Origin of the sequence: Agathobacter rectalis ATCC 33656 (assembly GCF_000020605.1) — a bacterium.
Classification (GTDB): Bacteria; Bacillota; Clostridia; order Lachnospirales; family Lachnospiraceae; genus Roseburia; species Roseburia rectalis.
This window is the reverse complement of record NC_012781.1, coordinates 1845142-1862306: the sequence shown is the minus strand read 5'-3', so window position 1 is coordinate 1862306 and position 17165 is coordinate 1845142. Positions and strand designations below refer to the sequence as shown.

Here is a 17165-nt window from a genome sequence, read left to right as displayed (position 1 = left end):
AGACCCGCAGTAAAAATGTAAATCAGCAGCCGCAGCCACATCCGCATCCGTTATTGCTGCTTCCACAGCCAAAGCCACCACAGCAGAAAAGTAAGATGATAGCCCAGATACAGCTGTTATTGCCGCTTCCACAGTCGTTTCCTCCGAAGAAAGAGCCTCCGTTACCATTTCCACAACAGCAGCACAGTAACAGGATAATCCATAAAATCGAAGAACATCCGCATCCGTTATCTGTATTGCTGCATGAACAGTTTGTTGCTGCTAAATCACTCATAAGTGACCTCCAATAAAATTTATTTACACTCTAGGTTATGATAGACATAACAAAGTGTTACACTAAGATTTAAATTTTTTTATTGACACAAAAAGTATAATTGTATACAATTATTCAAAAGATAAAACTAAGCACAGGAGATGTGAAGATGAGAGAAGTTTTGATGAACGAAAAAACAAATTTACTGCAGCTTGAAGAGCATTTTTATCAGCTCGTGGATGTAGATGAGCCGAATACTTTTAGAAATCTCTTTCCTTATTCAGAAGTTCCTAAGATAGCATTCAATGACAGAATAGTGCCGCACAATATGCCGGAGGACATTTGGATTACAGATACTACATTCAGAGATGGCCAGCAGTCGAGAGCACCGTACACGACGGAGCAGATTGTTACCATTTATGATTATTTACATAAGCTTGGTGGCCCTAAGGGAATAATCAGACAGAGCGAGTTTTTCCTCTACAGCAAAAAGGACAGGGACGCTGTTTACAAGTGTCTCGAGAGAGGATATAAGTTCCCGGAGGTTACATCGTGGATTCGTGCCAGCAAAAAGGACTTTGAGCTTGTAAAGGATATAGGACTCAAGGAAACCGGTATACTGGTAAGCTGTTCGGATTATCATATTTTCTATAAGATGAAGATGACCAGACGAGAGGTAATGAATATGTATCTGTCAGTCATCAGGGAGTGTCTTGAGACAGGAATAAGCCCTAGGTGCCATCTGGAGGATATCACACGTTCTGATATATATGGTTTTGTTATTCCGTTCTGTGTTGAGCTTATGAAGCTGCAGGAGGAGTACAAGATTCCGATTAAGGTGCGTGCCTGTGATACAATGGGATATGGAGTAAACTTCCCGGGAGCAGTTATACCTCGAAGCGTTCCTGGTATCATATACGGACTTAACACACATGCAGGTGTGCCTTCATCACAGATTGAGTGGCATGGACACAATGACTTTTACAAGGCAGTAAACAATTCGACTACGGCATGGCTCTACGGAGCAAGCGGTGTCAACTGTTCACTGTTTGGTATCGGAGAGAGAACCGGAAACACACCACTTGAGGCTATGGTATTTGAGTATGCACAGCTTAAAGGCACACTCGATGGAATGGATACAACGGTTATCACAGAGTTGTCAGAGTACTTTGAGAAGGAGCTTGGATATGTGCAGCCGAGCCGTACACCTTTTGTCGGCAGAAACTTCAATGTGACGAGAGCCGGAATCCATGCTGACGGACTTCTCAAAAATGAGGAAATTTACAACATATTCGATACAGGTAAATTCTTAAACAGACCACCTCTTGTAGCAGTGTCCAATACATCAGGACTTGCAGGAATAGCGCTGTGGATAAACACCTACTACCGCCTGCCGGATGACAGAAAAGTAGATAAGAACTCAAAGCTTGTGACCATGATAAAGGAATGGGTAGATGAGCAGTACGACGAGGGCCGTGTGACTACCATCACAGATAATGAGCTTGTAGTTCAAATTACTGATTGCTGTAAAAAGCTTAATATAGTATTATAGTGAGGTAGATTATTACATGTCACATGATAATTACAGCCTGAGTGCCAGAGTATACAATCATATCAGGGATGGTATACTTGCAGGAACATTTGCAAAGGGCGATGAGCTTAAGGAAAAGAATATCGGTGATGAGCTTGGAGTGAGCAGGACGCCCGTGAGGGAGGCACTGCGTCAGCTTGAGCTTGAGGGACTTGTGTCTATCATCCCCAATAAGGGAGCATTCGTGGAGGGTGTTTCCACGGACGATATCAGGGATATATACGAGATAAGGGCTCTGCTTGAGGGACTTTGTGCCAGATGGGCTGCAACGAGGATATCGGACGAGCTCATGGCGGCCATGGAGGAGAATATTTATCTCACGGAGTTTCACGAGAAAAAGGGCAATGCAAAGAAGCTTCTTGAGCTGGACAATAGGTTTCATGAGCTGCTGTATGAGGCCGGCGGAAGCAAGGAGCTTATGAGGGTATTAAAGGACTATCATGAGTATGTCGGCAGAGTGAGAAAGGTGACACTCGGCGAGACAAAAAGAGCCAAAAACTCCACTCACGAGCATAAACAGATATGCGAGGCAATTAAGAATCATGACGCACTGCTGGCAGAAAAATGCGCCAGAGAGCATATAAACAATTCAAAGAAAAATATGGAACACCTTGGTTGGGAGAACCTTATTAAGTAAAGGAGATTTAAGAATGAGCAAGATTACGATGACAACACCCCTTGTAGAGATGGACGGAGACGAGATGACCAGAATCCTCTGGCAGATGATAAAGGATGAGCTTTTAATACCTTTTATAGATTTGAAGACAGAGTATTATGATCTGGGCTTAGAGGAGCGAAATCGTACAGATGATCAGGTGACCGTTGAATCAGCAAAGGCAACCATGAAATACGGTGTCGCAGTAAAATGTGCGACAATCACACCAAACGCAGCCAGAATGACAGAGTACAATTTAAAGGAGATGTGGAAGAGCCCTAACGGCACAATAAGAGCCATGCTTGACGGAACAGTGTTCAGAGCACCAATCGTTGTAAAGGGTATAGAGCCAAACGTAAAGACATGGGTTAAACCAATTACAATCGCTCGTCATGCATATGGTGATGTGTACAAGGCAACAGAGATGAAGGTGGCTGGTCCCGGAAAGGCTGAGCTTGTATTTACAGCAGAAGATGGAACCGAGACAAGAGAGCTAATCCATGAGTTTAAGGGAGCGGGAGTTATTCAGGGACAGCATAACCTGGATGATTCAATCGAGAGCTTTGCACATAGCTGCTTTAAGTATGCACTTGATACAAAGCAGGATTTATGGTTTGCCACAAAGGATACAATCTCAAAGAAATATGACCACACCTTCAAGGATATCTTCCAGGAAATCTTTGATGCACAGTATAAGGAAGCTTTTGAGAAGGCTGGAATTACATATTTCTACACACTTATTGATGATGCTGTTGCCAGAGTAATGAAATCTGAGGGTGGATTTATCTGGGCATGCAAGAACTACGACGGAGATGTAATGAGTGATATGATCTCATCTGCATTCGGCTCACTTGCCATGATGACATCAGTGCTTGTATCCCCTCACGGATACTATGAGTATGAGGCAGCACATGGAACAGTTCAGAGACACTATTACAAGCATTTAAAGGGTGAGGAGACATCAACAAACTCTGTAGCTACTATTTTTGCATGGACAGGAGCACTCAGAAAAAGAGGAGAGCTTGACAAGCTTCCGGCACTTTCTGAGTTTGCAGACAAGCTTGAGGCAGCTTGCATAAAGACTATTGAGAGCGGAAAGATGACAAAGGATCTCGCACTCATCACAACAATTGAAAATCCTACTGTTTTAAACAGCGAAGGCTTCATCAAGGCAATCAGAGAGGAGCTTGAGAAGACAATTTAATCTGAAATTTGGTTTTTAGCCTTAGAAGTAAGATATAACCCGGGGATAATTATGAATTTTTTGAATGTTAAATTCTTAACACATTGACAGATGACCTTCAAAAAATTATAATTAATCTTGGGTTTTTGTCTTTAAAAGAGAAATGATATCCTGATGATTGGAGGAATAAGACTTGAGTAAAGAAATATCACAGGCGGTTATCAGAAGGCTGCCACGATACTATAGATATCTCGGAGAGCTTTTGGATGAGGGAGTGGAGCGTATTTCATCAAACGATCTGAGTCACAGAATGAAAGTGACAGCTTCACAAATCAGACAGGATCTCAATAATTTCGGAGGCTTTGGACAGCAGGGATACGGATACAATGTTCAGTTTCTCTACGAGGAAATCGGAAAGATAATGGGACTTAACACAGAGCATAGAATAATTATCATCGGTGCAGGCAATCTGGGCCAGGCACTCGCCAATTATGTAAAGTTTGAAAAGCTTGGCTTTGTCATAACAGCACTTTTTGACGTAAATCCTGAGCTTTCAGGAAAGAGTGTGCGAGGTATTCCAATCCTTATGCTAAGTGAGCTGGATGAGTATTGCAGAACACACAGGGTGGATATTGCGGCGCTCACCATGCCAAAGTCAAAGGCTGACTCTATTGCGTCAAAGCTTGTGGATTTAGGAATAAGGGCTATATGGAATTTTGCACATGTTGATCTTGAAATTCCAAATAAAGATGTGGTTGTGGAGAGTGTTCATCTGTCTGACAGCCTTATGCAGCTCAGCTATAATATTGTTAAAAACTCCAAAAATAAATAGAGGGTGAGTCTTATGAATGATAAAAAAGATTTTGAGGCTGCATTAAAAGGAAAAAAGGTGCCTTTACTGGTTTTAGACCAGAAGTGGCACAGACTTTTTGCCATTCATGGTAAGACTGACGAAATATCAGCCACGGAAAAAGAACTGGATGAGCTGTTAAAGCTGCAGGGAAAGTACAACAATGAGCTTAAGAATTTAAAAAAGCTTAAGTCGAAAATTATGTCTAATATTGTTGCCAACATGGGAGATGACGGCGATGAAAATCGTGATAAGGATAAGCAGCTTATAGATGAGATAAATGAGAAAGCTGACAACATTGAGGGAGAGCTTATTGAAATCCAGAAGAATATAAAAGCTGTAAATGACAGGCTGATGCTTTTGTCGATGGATTACTTCAGTGAAAAAATCGAGAAAAATAAACTGGAATCAAAAGAAATTGACGACTGGATTGCAAATATAAGAGTTGAACTTAAGAAAAATGTAATCAGAAAACAGAACAGAGATATTAACAACAGGGAGATTTATTCGTATCTTCATGATATTTTTGGCGCTGAGGTTTTAGATCTTTTTGATATTGAATATGACGATCCTATGGTTTTCAATGCCAATAATGCAAATACTGATAATGCAAACAATGAGAATAAGGGGAATTGATATTGGAATATATTGTTACAGGTAATGAAATGAAGCTTCTGGACGATACAACATCACAGGTCTTTTTGGTTCCTTCGGTGGTGCTGATGGAGCAGGCTGCGGCCGGTGTTGTCCGGGAGCTTGTTGCATGTTTTGATAAATCAAAGGAGTTTGCCGTGATATGTGGCAGAGGCAATAATGCAGGAGACGGTATCGCGATAGCAAGACTTTTAAATCAGGCCGGATACAGATGCATGGTGTACTATGCTTTTGGCACAGATGAGGCAGGAAGCGAGCTCTTTGAGCTGCAGAAAAATATATACGCAAGGTATGGCTTTAAGGTAGTCTCTGATATTGAGTGTGTGTGTAAAAGTGACGTAATAATAGATGCATTGTTTGGCACAGGGCTTAAGCGAGCCATAGAAGGCTCTTTAGCAGATGTGATTTCATCCGTTAACAAGACAGATGCTTACAGGGTGGCGGTCGACGTGCCGTCGGGAGTGGATTCTGATAAAGGACATGTGATGGGATGCACTTTTAAAGCAGATTTCACATATACTTTTTCTTATAAGAAGACAGGCCTTCTCCTGTGGCCGGGCTGTGATTATTGCGGTCTGGTTAAGGTGGTGCCTATAGGCATAGATGACCACAGCTTTTGTGGTAATCTGCCATCAGTAAGGGCTCTTGATGAGTCTGATTTAAAGAAACTTGATAACAGACCGGCACACTCCAACAAGGGAACTTTCGGAAAACTGTTAGTTATAGCAGGAAGCCGCGATATGGCCGGTGCGGCGGTGCTTTCGGCAAAGGCTGCATACAAAAGCGGAGCAGGGCTTGTGAAAATTATAACGCCGGAGTGCAACCGCTCAATAATCCAATGTGCTTTGCCGGAAGCACTGCTTTGTACTGATATCGCGTCAGCTAAAGCGCTTGAGACAGAGCTTGAGTGGGCAGATGCAGTGGTGATAGGTCCAGGTCTTTCAAAGTCTGATAATGCCAAAATGTTAGTTGAAACAGTACTAAAAACAGCAGAGATACCTCTTGTGATTGATGCGGATGCGCTTAATATCATATCAGACAACATGACTTTACTTAATGAGCATAAAATGCCTGTCATCGTGACTCCGCACCTGGGCGAGATGTCCAGACTTATGAAAAAGAGCATTGCTGATATACAGGAGGATATCATCGGTGTGGCAGGAGAGTTTGCATGCTTGTACAATGTGACTTGTGTGCTTAAGGATTTTCGTACGATTATCGCAGCGGCTGATGGCGAAAAGTTTATCAATCTGTCCGGCAACTGCGGTATGGCAACAGCCGGAAGCGGAGATGTGCTAAGCGGTATCGTGGGAGGTCTTCTGGTACAGTGGCGTGACACCAAAAAGGCCGCGGCATACGGTGCATTTATTCATGGACTTGCCGGTGATATGGTATTTGACAATACCGGCTCTTATGGTATGATAGCAAGTGATATTATTGATGGATTAGATAAAGTTTGGATTAAGGTGGAAAAAAATGGCAATTAACAGAATCAGAGCAGATATAGATCTGGATGCAATTTTATATAATATGGAGTCGATGCATAATAAGCTAAAGCCGGGGACAATGATGGCAGCAGTCGTAAAGGCTGATGGCTACGGTCACGGTGCTGAGGCTGTTTCAGAGGTACTGGAGCCGCTTCCGTATCTGTGGGGCTATGCTGTTGCTACAAGCAACGAGGCAATGGAGCTTATTGCGGCAGGCAGGAAAAAGCCGATACTTATTTTAGGACTCAGCTTCCCGGAGCAGTTTGAGGAGATAGTGGACAACGATGTGCGCCCGGCGGTATGTACATATGAGACAGCTAAGGAGCTATCGCGTATCGCTGTCGCTAAGAATAAAACCTGTAAGATACATATCAAGATAGATACCGGTATGTGCCGTATAGGCTTTCAGGTGACAGAGGAAAGTGCAGATATTATTGCACAGATTGCTAAGCTGCCGAATATTATGATAGAGGGAATATTCACTCACTTTGCAAGGGCAGATGAGCTGTCAAAGGAGCCTGCCTTTGAGCAGTTTGATCTTTTTAAGAGGATGATAGCTCTTGTTGAGGCAAGAGGAGTCGAGATCCCGATTAAGCACTGCTCAAACAGTGCGGGAATAGTAGAAATCCCTGAGTGCAATATGGATATGGTAAGAGCAGGCATCACACTCTATGGTCTGTGGCCGTCAGAGGAGGTAGACAAGAGTAAAATCTCCCTAAAGCCTGTTATGTCGCTGCACAGCAGGGTTGCTTATGTAAAGGAGCTTGAGCCGGGCAGGCATATAAGCTACGGCGGCACATTTACGGTAGAGCATCCTATGAGGATAGCAACTGTCCCGGTGGGATATGGTGATGGATATTCAAGAGGACTTTCAAACAAGGGCTGGGTTCTCATAAAAGGAAAAAAAGCACCTATATGCGGCAGAGTCTGCATGGATCAGTTTATGGTTGATGTGACAGACATACCTGACGTAAAAATAGGCGATGCAGTTACTCTGCTCGGTAAAGATGGGGATGAGACAATCACTATGGAGCAGTTAGGTGAGCTTTCAGGCAGGTTCAACTATGAGTTTGCATGTCTTATCACACCGCGTGTTCCAAGAATCTACCACAAAAACTAAAAAAGTGTAACTTTTAAGAATACACTCGAAAAATCTGGAGATACTTTTTGTATACCATAATATGGAGTGTATTCGTGTATGATTATTCAAAGAGGAGATATTTATTACGCTGATTTAAGGCCTGTTGTAGGCTCAGAGCAGGGCGGGATAAGACCTGTCCTTATAATACAAAATGATGTCGGAAACAGACACAGCCCGACGGTAATCTGCGCAGCAATAACCTCGCAGATGCATAAAGCAAAGCTGCCCACTCATGTGGAGCTTGCCTGCAAGGAGTATGCGCTTGCAAAGGATTCGGTTGTGCTTTTAGAACAGCTTCGCACAATCGACAAAAAAAGGCTTAAGGATAAGGTGTGCCATCTTGATGAGGACACATTGCTTAAAATAGACAGGGCGCTTGAAATCAGCTTAGAACTTATTACATAGGATAATAAAACATTATGTTATATGCAATTATAATTTTATCAATACTTGTAGTGATACTTCTTTTGTGTATTGGAGTATTGCTTTATGGAATGAAAAACAACAAAAAGACTCTCGATGGAATACTTGGAAATGATGATGTCACAGAGGAAGAAATTATTTCCATGGTCAGGGAGGGGCATGAGCAGGGAACAATCCTTGCATCTGAGGCAGAGCTGATACACAATGTGTTTGAGTTTGATGATAAGGAAGTAAAAGATATCATGACTCACCGCAAAAATATCGTAAGCCTCGACGGCAGTATGTCCTTTATCGATGCAATCGAATTTATCATAGATACCGGCAAATCTCGCTTTCCGGTCTATGAAAACGATGTTGACAGTATCATCGGAGTCTTACATATCAAGGATGCTTTTACATTTTTTGAAAAAAATGAGGTTTACCGCAGCAGTATCAAGGACATAGACGGGCTTATCCGGCCGGTGGACTTCATACCCGAGACGGTAAACATCAATGATCTGTTTAAAAAGATGCAGTCTAAAAAGAGTCATCTTGCGATGGTTGTGGATGAGTACGGACAGATATCGGGACTTATCGCGATGGAGGATATACTCGAGGAGCTTGTCGGAAATATCGAGGATGAGCACGATGAGGAAGAAAACTACATCAGAAAGAATGATGACGAGACATTTATAATGGACGGCATGACTGAGTTTTCCGATGTGAAGGAGGCGCTGTCACTGCCTGTTGATGATGATGCCTACGAGACGCTTAACGGTTTTATCATATCGCTTTCGGATAAGATTCCGGAGGAGGGGGATAAGACTGTGATTAGCGCATATGGCTACAGATTTTCTGTTATGAGCGTCGAGGATAAGGTGATTAAGCAGGTAATGATTAAGAAACTTGCGCCGGAAGAGAAAAAATGATATTATAAGGTATGGATTATTTTTAAAAGTAGAAAAGAGGATACAAATTATGTCAGGACATTCTAAATTTGCGAATATCAAGCATAAGAAAGAGAAAAATGATGCTGCAAAGGGCAAAATCTTTACAATGATCGGTAGAGAGCTCGCAGTTGCAGTTAAAGAGGGAGGACCGGATCCTGCCAATAACTTCAAGCTTGCACAGGTAGTTGCCAAGGCAAAGGCCAACAATATGCCAAACGATACAATCGAAAGAGGTATCAAAAAGGCGGCAGGAGACGGCAACAGTGTAAACTATGAGACCGCTACATATGAGGGCTATGGACCATCAGGCACAGCTATTATCGTAAAGTGTCTTACAGACAATAAGAACCGTACAGCGGCCAATGTCCGCAATGCCTTTACAAAGGGACAGGGAAGCATCGGTACACAGGGATGTGTATCATACATGTTTGACGAGAAGGGTCAGATCATCATCGACAAGGAAGAGTGCGATATGGATGCAGATGATCTTATGATGCAGGCACTCGATGCAGGCGCTGAGGATTTCGCCGATGAGGATGACAGCTACGAAATCACAACTGCACCTGCTGATTTTGATGCAGTCAGGGCTGCTCTTGAGGAGGCAGGCATCACAATGGCTTCGGCAGAGGTCACAATGATTCCACAGACATATGTCACACTAACAGATGAAGCTGACATCACAAATATCGGCCGTATCTTAGACCTTCTTGACGATGATGACGACGTCCAGGAAGTATACCACAATTGGGAAGAGTAAACTAAATATTATATATCACGGGTTTTAGCGGGAGGAGAATATGAAAAAGATTCTATTTGTAGCTTCAGAGTGTGTACCATTTATAAAAACAGGAGGTCTTGCAGATGTGTGCGGTGCACTTCCTAAAGAGTTTGACAAGAACTATTGGGATGTAAGGGTTGTAATACCTGATTATAGCTGTATACCGGAGCAGTATCGCAATAATTTTGAGTATGTTACCCATTTTTACATGAGCTCAGGTCCATACGTGCAGGACAAGTATGTCGGAGTGCTCAAATATGAGCAGGACGGCGTTACATATTACTTTATTGACAATCAGGAGTTCTTTACAGGATTTTCTCCATATACTTCTGACACTAAGTTTGAGATTGAGAAGTATACATTCTTTGACAAGGCTGTACTCTCAATGCTCCCGCTTATTGATTTCAAGCCGGATATTATACACTGCCATGACTGGCAGACAGGTCTTCTGCCTGTATACTTAAAGAATGAGTTTGCCGCAAATCCATTCTTCTGGGGTATCAAGACAATTATCACTATCCACAATCTTAAGTTCCAGGGAATATGGGACAGGGAGTGGGTACAGGGTGTTTCAGGTCTTACAGACAATCTGTTCACACCGGACAAGCTTGAGTTCAAGAAGGACGCAAATATGCTTAAGGGTGGTCTTGTATATGCTGACTACATCACCACTGTCAGTGATACATATGCAAACGAGATTCAGACAGAGTACTACGGTGAGGGATTAAACGGGCTCTTAAGTGCCAGACATTTTGACATGCAGGGTATCGTAAACGGTATTGATTACAATGCCTATGACCCACAGACTGATGGCAGAATCTATTGCAATTACAATGCTTCCGATTTCAGAAAGAAGAAGTTCAACAACAAGACAAAGCTTCAGCAGGATCTTGGCCTTGCGGTTGACAAGAAGAAGTATATGATAGGTCTTATTTCAAGACTTACAGACCAGAAAGGTCTTGACCTTATCAATCATGTTATTGAAGGTATCGTGGACGATTTCACACAGCTTGTTGTTATCGGTACAGGAGATCCTCAGTACGAGAATATGTTCAGACACTATGCATGGAAATACCCTGACAGAGTTTCGGCAAATATATGTTACTCCGATGATCTGGCTCACAAGCTCTATGCGGCTGCTGATGCATTCTTGATGCCGTCCAGGTTTGAGCCTTGCGGTCTGACACAGCTTATTTCATTCCGCTATGGTACCGTTCCGATTGTTCGTGAGACAGGAGGTCTCAAGGATACGGTTAAGCCTTACAATGAGTATGAGAATTCAGGAGATGGCTTCTCGTTCTCAAACTACAATGCCGATGAGATGCTTGCAGTCATCAATTATTCTAAGCACATCTTCTTCGATAAGAAGCGTGAGTGGAACCAGATTGTGGATAGAGGCATGGCCAATGATTTCTCTTGGAATGCTTCCAAGTTCAAATATGAGGGATTATACAATTACCTTATTGGTGAATAAAATATTTTGTAAAATTGTGCTTTTTGCATAACATTTTGCCCCGCCATTCATGGCGGGGTATTTTGCACCTCATTTATGATTAATCAGATTACTACATGCTACGCATTCCCGTAATCTGACTCCACCTCGAAATCCGCTAATTTGCTACGTCCCCACAGCAAATTGCTACTTTCTCGGTGTAGTGCGGGTCAATAAGGTATACATCGAATTGCATGCAAGCATGCATCGATGATACCGTTTGACCCTTTAATCACAAAATCGAAAAATTACTTTAGAAAATTTACACAGAACAGAAGAAATATGTTATTATATACTCTGTAAATCAAAATACGGAGGTTAGTTACATGGCAACGAGGAAGAAATCCTCAGCAAAAAGACAGACAAAAAAGGAGAGAATGGCTCAGATAGAGAGGCAGCAGGCCTTTAAAAAGGAAATATTTCTCTGGATAGTAGTAGCTGTTTCAATCCTTTTATTTATAAGCAATTTTGGAATAGGCGGTCATTTGGGAAACGCAGTAAGCGGTTTCCTTTTTGGTGTATTTGGAATGGTGGCATATATTTTTCCGCTTGTGCTTCTGGTGGGCAGCTTTTTTGCTGTGTCCAATAAGGGCAATTCATATGCTATCATGAAGCTTGTTATGACCATAGTTTTCATATGGTTTATATGTGTGTTTATGTACCTGGCAGTGTATGGTGAATTCGCGGTTTCGCCGGTGCAGTCATATATTGACAGTGTTGAAAGGCATTCAGGTGGTGGCTTTATAGGTGCTCTTATAGGCTGCATTTTAGTTCCGGCGGTAGGAATTATAGGTGCATACGTGGTGACAATAGTTGTGATGATTATCTGTCTTGTGCTCATTACCGGTAAATCATTCATGAAGGGTATGAGAAACGGCGGCCGAAAGGTATACGAGTCAGCGCGTGAGAATAATGAGAGATATCAGGAGTATCGGCAGTATAAGTCAAGAGAGCGTCAGACAAGAGAGGGTTTAGCTTCAGATGATACAGACAGTGACATAAAGGAGGCTGCAAAAGGTGGCAGAAGGAGTAAGCGTGCCGGCCGAAGGATGGACAATAAGATAACGGGCGTGTCACTTGATACAAAAATTGATGGCAGTGAAAACGCGCTGGATTCAGGCATGGCAGGTAGTGATACAGCGCATGTGGGGATATTTGGACAAGGTGCAGCTGCTACAGATGCGCTTGGTGAGATAACCATAGAGAATTACCCGAGTTCACCTGCAATAAAGGAGAAAAAGACGACAAGCCTTACATCAGGGGATGCAGGTGAAATAGTGCAGACACCGGACTTTGGTGTGGCATCGGAGCCTGTTTCGGTTTTGGGTGGCACAGCCGATAGTGATAGTGCAGATGAGCTTGGCAGAAATACTCTGCAGCAGATTAATGGCATGAAACCGGACGGCTCGGGTGCAGCAGCTGCAAGCCATGTGTCGCAGATACCTATATCGGGCTGCGTGGAGCCTGATATATCTGATGATTTTGACATACAAAAAGATAATGAGCTGCAATCAAAATTGTCAGCTCCGGTTGCAGATGCGGTAATGACAAAACCACCTGCAGCAGAGCCAGGTAAGAAAAATGTCAAATCAGACAAAGATGAGCTCGCCAAAGAGGTTGAAAAAGTCAGCGAGCAGATAGCGGTAAATGACGCAGAAAATGCAATCCAGCAGAAGCCGTATGTATTTCCGACTGTTGATCTGCTTAAGGCTCCTGACAGGGGTAAAACCGGTGATTCGCAGGCTCATCTGCGTGAGACGGCGGCAAAGCTTGAACAGACTCTTAATGTGTTTGGGGTGAATGCGAAGGTGAATAATATAAGCTGCGGTCCTGCTGTTACAAGGTTTGAAATCACACCGGAGCTTGGAGTGAAGGTATCAAAGATTGTGAATCTGGCAGATGATATAAAGCTTAATCTGGCAGCCGCGGATATACGAATCGAGGCTCCTATTCCGGGAAAAGCCGCTGTGGGCATCGAAGTGCCAAACAGCCAGAGTGTTGCTGTTTCCTTCAGGGAGCTTGTGGAGTCTGAAGAATTTAAAAATGCCAAATCAAAGATTACCTTTGCAGTGGGAAAAGATATTGCAGGCAAGGTTAAGGTTACGGATATCGCAAAAATGCCACATCTTTTAATTGCAGGTGCTACCGGCTCAGGTAAGTCAGTTTGTATCAATACAATTATCATGAGTATACTATACAAGGCAAAGCCGGATGAGGTAAAGCTGATTATGATTGACCCGAAGGTGGTTGAGCTTAGTGTATACAATGGCATACCTCATCTGATGATTCCGGTTGTTACAGATCCTAAAAAAGCTGCAGGAGCATTAAACTGGGCGGTTTCAGAGATGACAGACCGATACGAGAAGTTTGCAAACAGCGGTGTCAGGGAAATAAACGGTTACAATGCCATGATTGATGCAATGGATGGCAAGGATACAGAAAAACCGCCAAAGATGCCACAGATTGTCATTATAGTGGACGAGCTTGCAGATCTTATGATGGTCGCATCAAAGGATGTAGAGGAGGCAATATGCAGGCTGGCACAGCTTGCGAGAGCAGCCGGTATACATCTGATTATAGCTACACAGAGGCCTTCTGTTAATGTTATTACAGGTCTCATCAAGGCGAATATGCCAAGCCGTATCGCATTTGCGGTTACAAGCGGTGTTGACAGTCGTACCATACTTGATATGAATGGTGCGGAAAAGCTCCTTGGAAAGGGAGATATGTTATTTGACCCACAGGGTGTTCCGAAGCCCCTTCGAGTACAGGGCGCATTCGTTTCAGATAAAGAAGTTTCCGATATTGTGAAATTTATTATTGAAAATAATGAGAATGCACAGTACAGTAATGATGTGGCACAAAAGATGGAGAGCCTGTCGAATGATACGACAAATACAACCGTTACCATTTCAGATGTGGAAAACACGGATGATGGCAGGGACTCTTACTTTGCGGAGGCAGCGTCAATTATCACAGATAAGGAACGGGCTTCAATTGGAATGCTTCAAAGATACCTTAAAATTGGCTTCAACAGGGCGGCCCGCATCATGGATCAGCTCGAAGAGGCCGGTGTAGTGGGACCTGAGGAGGGGACAAAGCCCCGCAAGGTTCTGGTGACTAAAGAGGAATTAGATACTATATTAGAGAATAATTAACACAAAGGAGCAAAGAAAAATGAAAACAGATATTCAGATCGCACAGGAAGCTACAATGCTTCCAATCAAGGATGTAGCAGCATCTATAGGGATTGAAGAGGATGACTTAGAGCTTTATGGAAAGTATAAGGCAAAGATTTCTGATGAGCTTATCAATCGCACAAAGAAAAATCCTGACGGAAAGCTCATACTTGTTACAGCTATAAACCCGACTCCTGCAGGAGAGGGAAAGACAACCACAAGCGTAGGTCTTGGAGAGGCATTTGGACGCCTGGGAAAGAAAGCACTTATCGCACTTCGTGAGCCGTCACTTGGACCTTGCTTTGGTATCAAGGGAGGAGCAGCCGGTGGCGGATATGCACAGGTTGTCCCAATGGAGGATTTAAATCTTCATTTTACAGGAGATTTTCATGCAATTACATCTGCGAACAATCTGCTTGCGGCACTTCTTGACAATCATATCCAGCAGGGAAACGAGCTTGGTATCGACCCACGCCAGATTGTATGGAAGAGATGTATGGATATGAATGACCGTGTCCTTAGAAATATCGTTGTTGGTCTTGGAAGCAAGATGGACGGAATGGTCAGAGAAGATCATTTTGTCATCACTGTAGCATCTGAAATTATGGCAATACTCTGCCTGGCCGATGATATGGCAGATTTAAAGAAGCGACTTGGAAGAATTATTGTGGCATATACCTTTGACGGAAAGCCTGTCACAGCCGATGATCTTCAGGCTACAGGCTCTATGGCAGCTCTCTTAAAGGATGCCTTAAAGCCGAACCTTATTCAGACACTTGAGCATACACCGGCAATAGTTCACGGTGGACCTTTTGCCAATATAGCACACGGATGTAACAGTGTCCGTGCCACAAAGACAGCATTAAAGCTTGCAGACTATGTTATCACTGAGGCAGGCTTTGGCGCAGATCTTGGCGCAGAGAAGTTCTTTGATATCAAGTGCCGTATGGCAGGGCTTAAGCCGGATGCAGTTGTACTTGTTGCAACAATCAGAGCATTAAAATATAATGGCGGCGTGCCGAAGGATGAGCTTTCATCAGAGAATCTTGATGCACTTAAGGCCGGAATCGTAAATCTTGAGAAGCATATTGAGAATCTTCACAAGTTTGGAGTACCTGTAGTTGTTACATTAAATTCATTTGTCACAGACACCAAGGCTGAGACTGATTTTGTAGAGCAGTTCTGTAAAGAAAGAGGCTGTGAATTTGCACTCTCAGAGGTATGGGAGAAGGGCGGCGAAGGCGGAATTGACCTTGCCAACAAGGTACTTGAAACAATCGAGCACAAGGAAAGCAATTTCAAAGTGCTCTATGATGATAGTCTGTCACTTAAGGAAAAGATTGAAACTGTTGCAAAAGAAATATATGGAGCAGATGGTGTTACATATTCTCCGGCAGCAGAGAGAGAACTTAAGAGGATTACAGACCTTGGAATGGGAGATTTCCCTGTATGTATGGCAAAGACACAGTATTCGCTTTCTGATGATGCTAAGAAGCTTGGCAGACCGAGCGGCTTTAAAATCAACGTACGTGAGGTTTATGCGTCAGCAGGTGCAGGCTTTGTGGTAGCAGTAAACGGTTCTATTATGACTATGCCGGGACTTTCAAAGAAGCCGGCTGCATACGGCATTGATGTGGATGACAATGGTGTGATCACAGGATTATTCTAGGAGGAAATATGGCTAATCTAATAGACGGAAAATTAATTTCAACACAGATTAAGGATGAGCTTAAGGAAGAAGTGACAGAGCTTAAGAAAAAAGGTATCGAGGGGTGCCTTGCGGTGATTCAGGTCGGAAATGACCCTGCATCATCAGTGTATGTTCGCAACAAGAAAAAGGCATGTGAGTATGTCGGAATCAAATCGCTTTCGTATGAACTTGCAGAGGAGACTACGGAGGATGAGATATTAAAACTTATCGAAAAGCTCAATGCTGATTCTTCTGTAAATGGTATTCTCTGTCAGCTTCCACTGCCAAAGCATATCGATGAGGACAAGGTTATTGATGCTATCGACCCGAAGAAGGATGTTGACGGCTTCAGTCCACAGAGTGTTGGAGCGATGGTTATAGGAAAGCCTGGTTTTTTGCCGTGTACTCCGGCCGGTATCATTCAGCTTTTAAAGAGAAGCAATATAGATATTGATGGTAAAAGCTGTGTTGTGGTTGGCAGAAGCAATATAGTCGGCAAGCCTATGTCACTTCTCATGCTTAGGGAGAATGCAACTGTTACGGTATGTCATTCACATACAAAGGATTTAAAAGATGTATGTAAAAATGCTGATATACTTATAGTGGCAATAGGAAAGCCTAAGTTTATAGATGCTTCATATGTGAAGGATGGTGCGGTTGTCATTGATGTTGGAATCCACAGAAATGCTGAAAATAAGCTGTGTGGTGATGTGGATTTTGATTCTGTTGTGTCTAAAGCGTCACATATCACACCTGTACCGGGCGGTGTAGGTCCTATGACAATTGCGATGCTCATGAGCAATTGTGTTGAGGCTATGAAGAGATAATTAGACAATTAGACAATAAGTAAGAGGATTAGA

General features: G+C 43.0%; 15 protein-coding genes. 14 read left to right on the top strand and 1 reads right to left on the bottom strand.

Annotated features, from left to right (window positions below; translation table 11 throughout):
• Positions 1-22: 22 nt before the first annotated feature.
• On the bottom strand, positions 23-274 hold the full coding sequence (locus EUBREC_RS08905; RefSeq protein WP_012742811.1) for a hypothetical protein: 252 nt from the start codon (positions 272-274) through the stop codon (positions 23-25).
• Between the two features lie 148 nt (positions 275-422).
• Between EUBREC_RS08905 and EUBREC_RS08900 the strand changes: the two genes are divergently transcribed.
• The 14 genes from EUBREC_RS08900 (at position 423) to folD (ending at position 17132) form a co-directional block, all read left to right on the top strand.
• The gene (locus tag EUBREC_RS08900; protein WP_022292881.1) at positions 423-1805 is read left to right on the top strand and encodes a 2-isopropylmalate synthase; all 1383 of its coding nucleotides are present in this window, start codon (positions 423-425) and stop codon (positions 1803-1805) included.
• A 16-nt stretch (positions 1806-1821) separates the two neighbouring features.
• Positions 1822-2481, top strand: coding sequence for a GntR family transcriptional regulator (locus tag EUBREC_RS08895; protein WP_012742808.1), 660 nt, complete (start codon positions 1822-1824; stop codon positions 2479-2481).
• A gap of 13 nt (positions 2482-2494) precedes the next feature.
• Positions 2495-3703, top strand: a complete 1209-nt coding sequence (locus EUBREC_RS08890) for an NADP-dependent isocitrate dehydrogenase (protein WP_012742807.1) — start codon at positions 2495-2497, stop codon at positions 3701-3703.
• Between the two features lie 172 nt (positions 3704-3875).
• Positions 3876-4514: a redox-sensing transcriptional repressor Rex gene (locus tag EUBREC_RS08885; protein ID WP_041254076.1), complete on the top strand. Its 639-nt coding sequence runs from the start codon at positions 3876-3878 to the stop codon at positions 4512-4514.
• 12 nt (positions 4515-4526) lie between these two features.
• On the top strand, positions 4527-5168 hold the full coding sequence (locus EUBREC_RS08880) for a hypothetical protein (protein ID WP_012742805.1): 642 nt from the start codon (positions 4527-4529) through the stop codon (positions 5166-5168).
• Positions 5169-5170: 2 nt separating this feature from the next.
• Positions 5171-6673 (top strand): NAD(P)H-hydrate dehydratase, encoded by a 1503-nt coding sequence (locus EUBREC_RS08875; protein ID WP_049757232.1) that lies wholly within the window; start codon positions 5171-5173, stop codon positions 6671-6673.
• A complete protein-coding gene (gene alr / locus EUBREC_RS08870; RefSeq protein ID WP_012742803.1) occupies positions 6663-7793 on the top strand; it encodes an alanine racemase in 1131 nt (376 codons plus the stop codon). The genes EUBREC_RS08875 and alr overlap by 11 nt, the downstream gene beginning before the upstream one ends.
• Positions 7794-7871: 78 nt before the next feature.
• On the top strand, positions 7872-8219 hold the full coding sequence (locus tag EUBREC_RS08865; RefSeq protein WP_012742802.1) for a type II toxin-antitoxin system PemK/MazF family toxin: 348 nt from the start codon (positions 7872-7874) through the stop codon (positions 8217-8219).
• Between the two features lie 14 nt (positions 8220-8233).
• Positions 8234-9145, top strand: a complete 912-nt coding sequence (locus EUBREC_RS08860) for a hemolysin family protein (RefSeq protein WP_012742801.1) — start codon at positions 8234-8236, stop codon at positions 9143-9145.
• Positions 9146-9194: 49 nt separating this feature from the next.
• The gene (locus EUBREC_RS08855; protein ID WP_012742800.1) at positions 9195-9923 is read left to right on the top strand and encodes a YebC/PmpR family DNA-binding transcriptional regulator; all 729 of its coding nucleotides are present in this window, start codon (positions 9195-9197) and stop codon (positions 9921-9923) included.
• A 40-nt stretch (positions 9924-9963) separates the two neighbouring features.
• Entirely contained in the window at positions 9964-11418 is a 1455-nt protein-coding gene (gene glgA / locus EUBREC_RS08850) for a glycogen synthase GlgA (RefSeq protein ID WP_012742799.1), read from the top strand.
• Positions 11419-11762: 344 nt separating this feature from the next.
• A complete protein-coding gene (locus EUBREC_RS08845) occupies positions 11763-14594 on the top strand; it encodes a DNA translocase FtsK (RefSeq protein ID WP_012742798.1) in 2832 nt (943 codons plus the stop codon).
• Between the two features lie 19 nt (positions 14595-14613).
• On the top strand, positions 14614-16284 hold the full coding sequence (locus EUBREC_RS08840; RefSeq protein ID WP_012742797.1) for a formate--tetrahydrofolate ligase: 1671 nt from the start codon (positions 14614-14616) through the stop codon (positions 16282-16284).
• Positions 16285-16292: 8 nt separating this feature from the next.
• A complete protein-coding gene (gene folD, locus EUBREC_RS08835; protein WP_012742796.1) occupies positions 16293-17132 on the top strand; it encodes a bifunctional methylenetetrahydrofolate dehydrogenase/methenyltetrahydrofolate cyclohydrolase FolD in 840 nt (279 codons plus the stop codon).
• Positions 17133-17165 lie beyond the last annotated feature (33 nt).

Bases quoted from the DNA above. Each gene is read 5' to 3' on its own strand.
- glgA (WP_012742799.1), top strand. From the start codon at position 9,964: ATGAAAAAGATTCTATTTGTAGCTTCAGAGTGTGTACCATTTATAAAA.
- EUBREC_RS08860 (WP_012742801.1), top strand. From the start codon at position 8,234: ATGTTATATGCAATTATAATTTTATCAATACTTGTAGTGATACTTCTT.
- EUBREC_RS08865 (WP_012742802.1), top strand. From the start codon at position 7,872: ATGATTATTCAAAGAGGAGATATTTATTACGCTGATTTAAGGCCTGTT.
- folD (WP_012742796.1), top strand. From the start codon at position 16,293: ATGGCTAATCTAATAGACGGAAAATTAATTTCAACACAGATTAAGGAT.
- EUBREC_RS08855 (WP_012742800.1), top strand. From the start codon at position 9,195: ATGTCAGGACATTCTAAATTTGCGAATATCAAGCATAAGAAAGAGAAA.
- EUBREC_RS08905 (WP_012742811.1), bottom strand. From the start codon at position 274: ATGAGTGATTTAGCAGCAACAAACTGTTCATGCAGCAATACAGATAAC.
- EUBREC_RS08845 (WP_012742798.1), top strand. From the start codon at position 11,763: ATGGCAACGAGGAAGAAATCCTCAGCAAAAAGACAGACAAAAAAGGAG.
- EUBREC_RS08880 (WP_012742805.1), top strand. From the start codon at position 4,527: ATGAATGATAAAAAAGATTTTGAGGCTGCATTAAAAGGAAAAAAGGTG.
- EUBREC_RS08900 (WP_022292881.1), top strand. From the start codon at position 423: ATGAGAGAAGTTTTGATGAACGAAAAAACAAATTTACTGCAGCTTGAA.
- EUBREC_RS08840 (WP_012742797.1), top strand. From the start codon at position 14,614: ATGAAAACAGATATTCAGATCGCACAGGAAGCTACAATGCTTCCAATC.
- EUBREC_RS08890 (WP_012742807.1), top strand. From the start codon at position 2,495: ATGAGCAAGATTACGATGACAACACCCCTTGTAGAGATGGACGGAGAC.
- EUBREC_RS08895 (WP_012742808.1), top strand. From the start codon at position 1,822: ATGTCACATGATAATTACAGCCTGAGTGCCAGAGTATACAATCATATC.
- alr (WP_012742803.1), top strand. From the start codon at position 6,663: ATGGCAATTAACAGAATCAGAGCAGATATAGATCTGGATGCAATTTTA.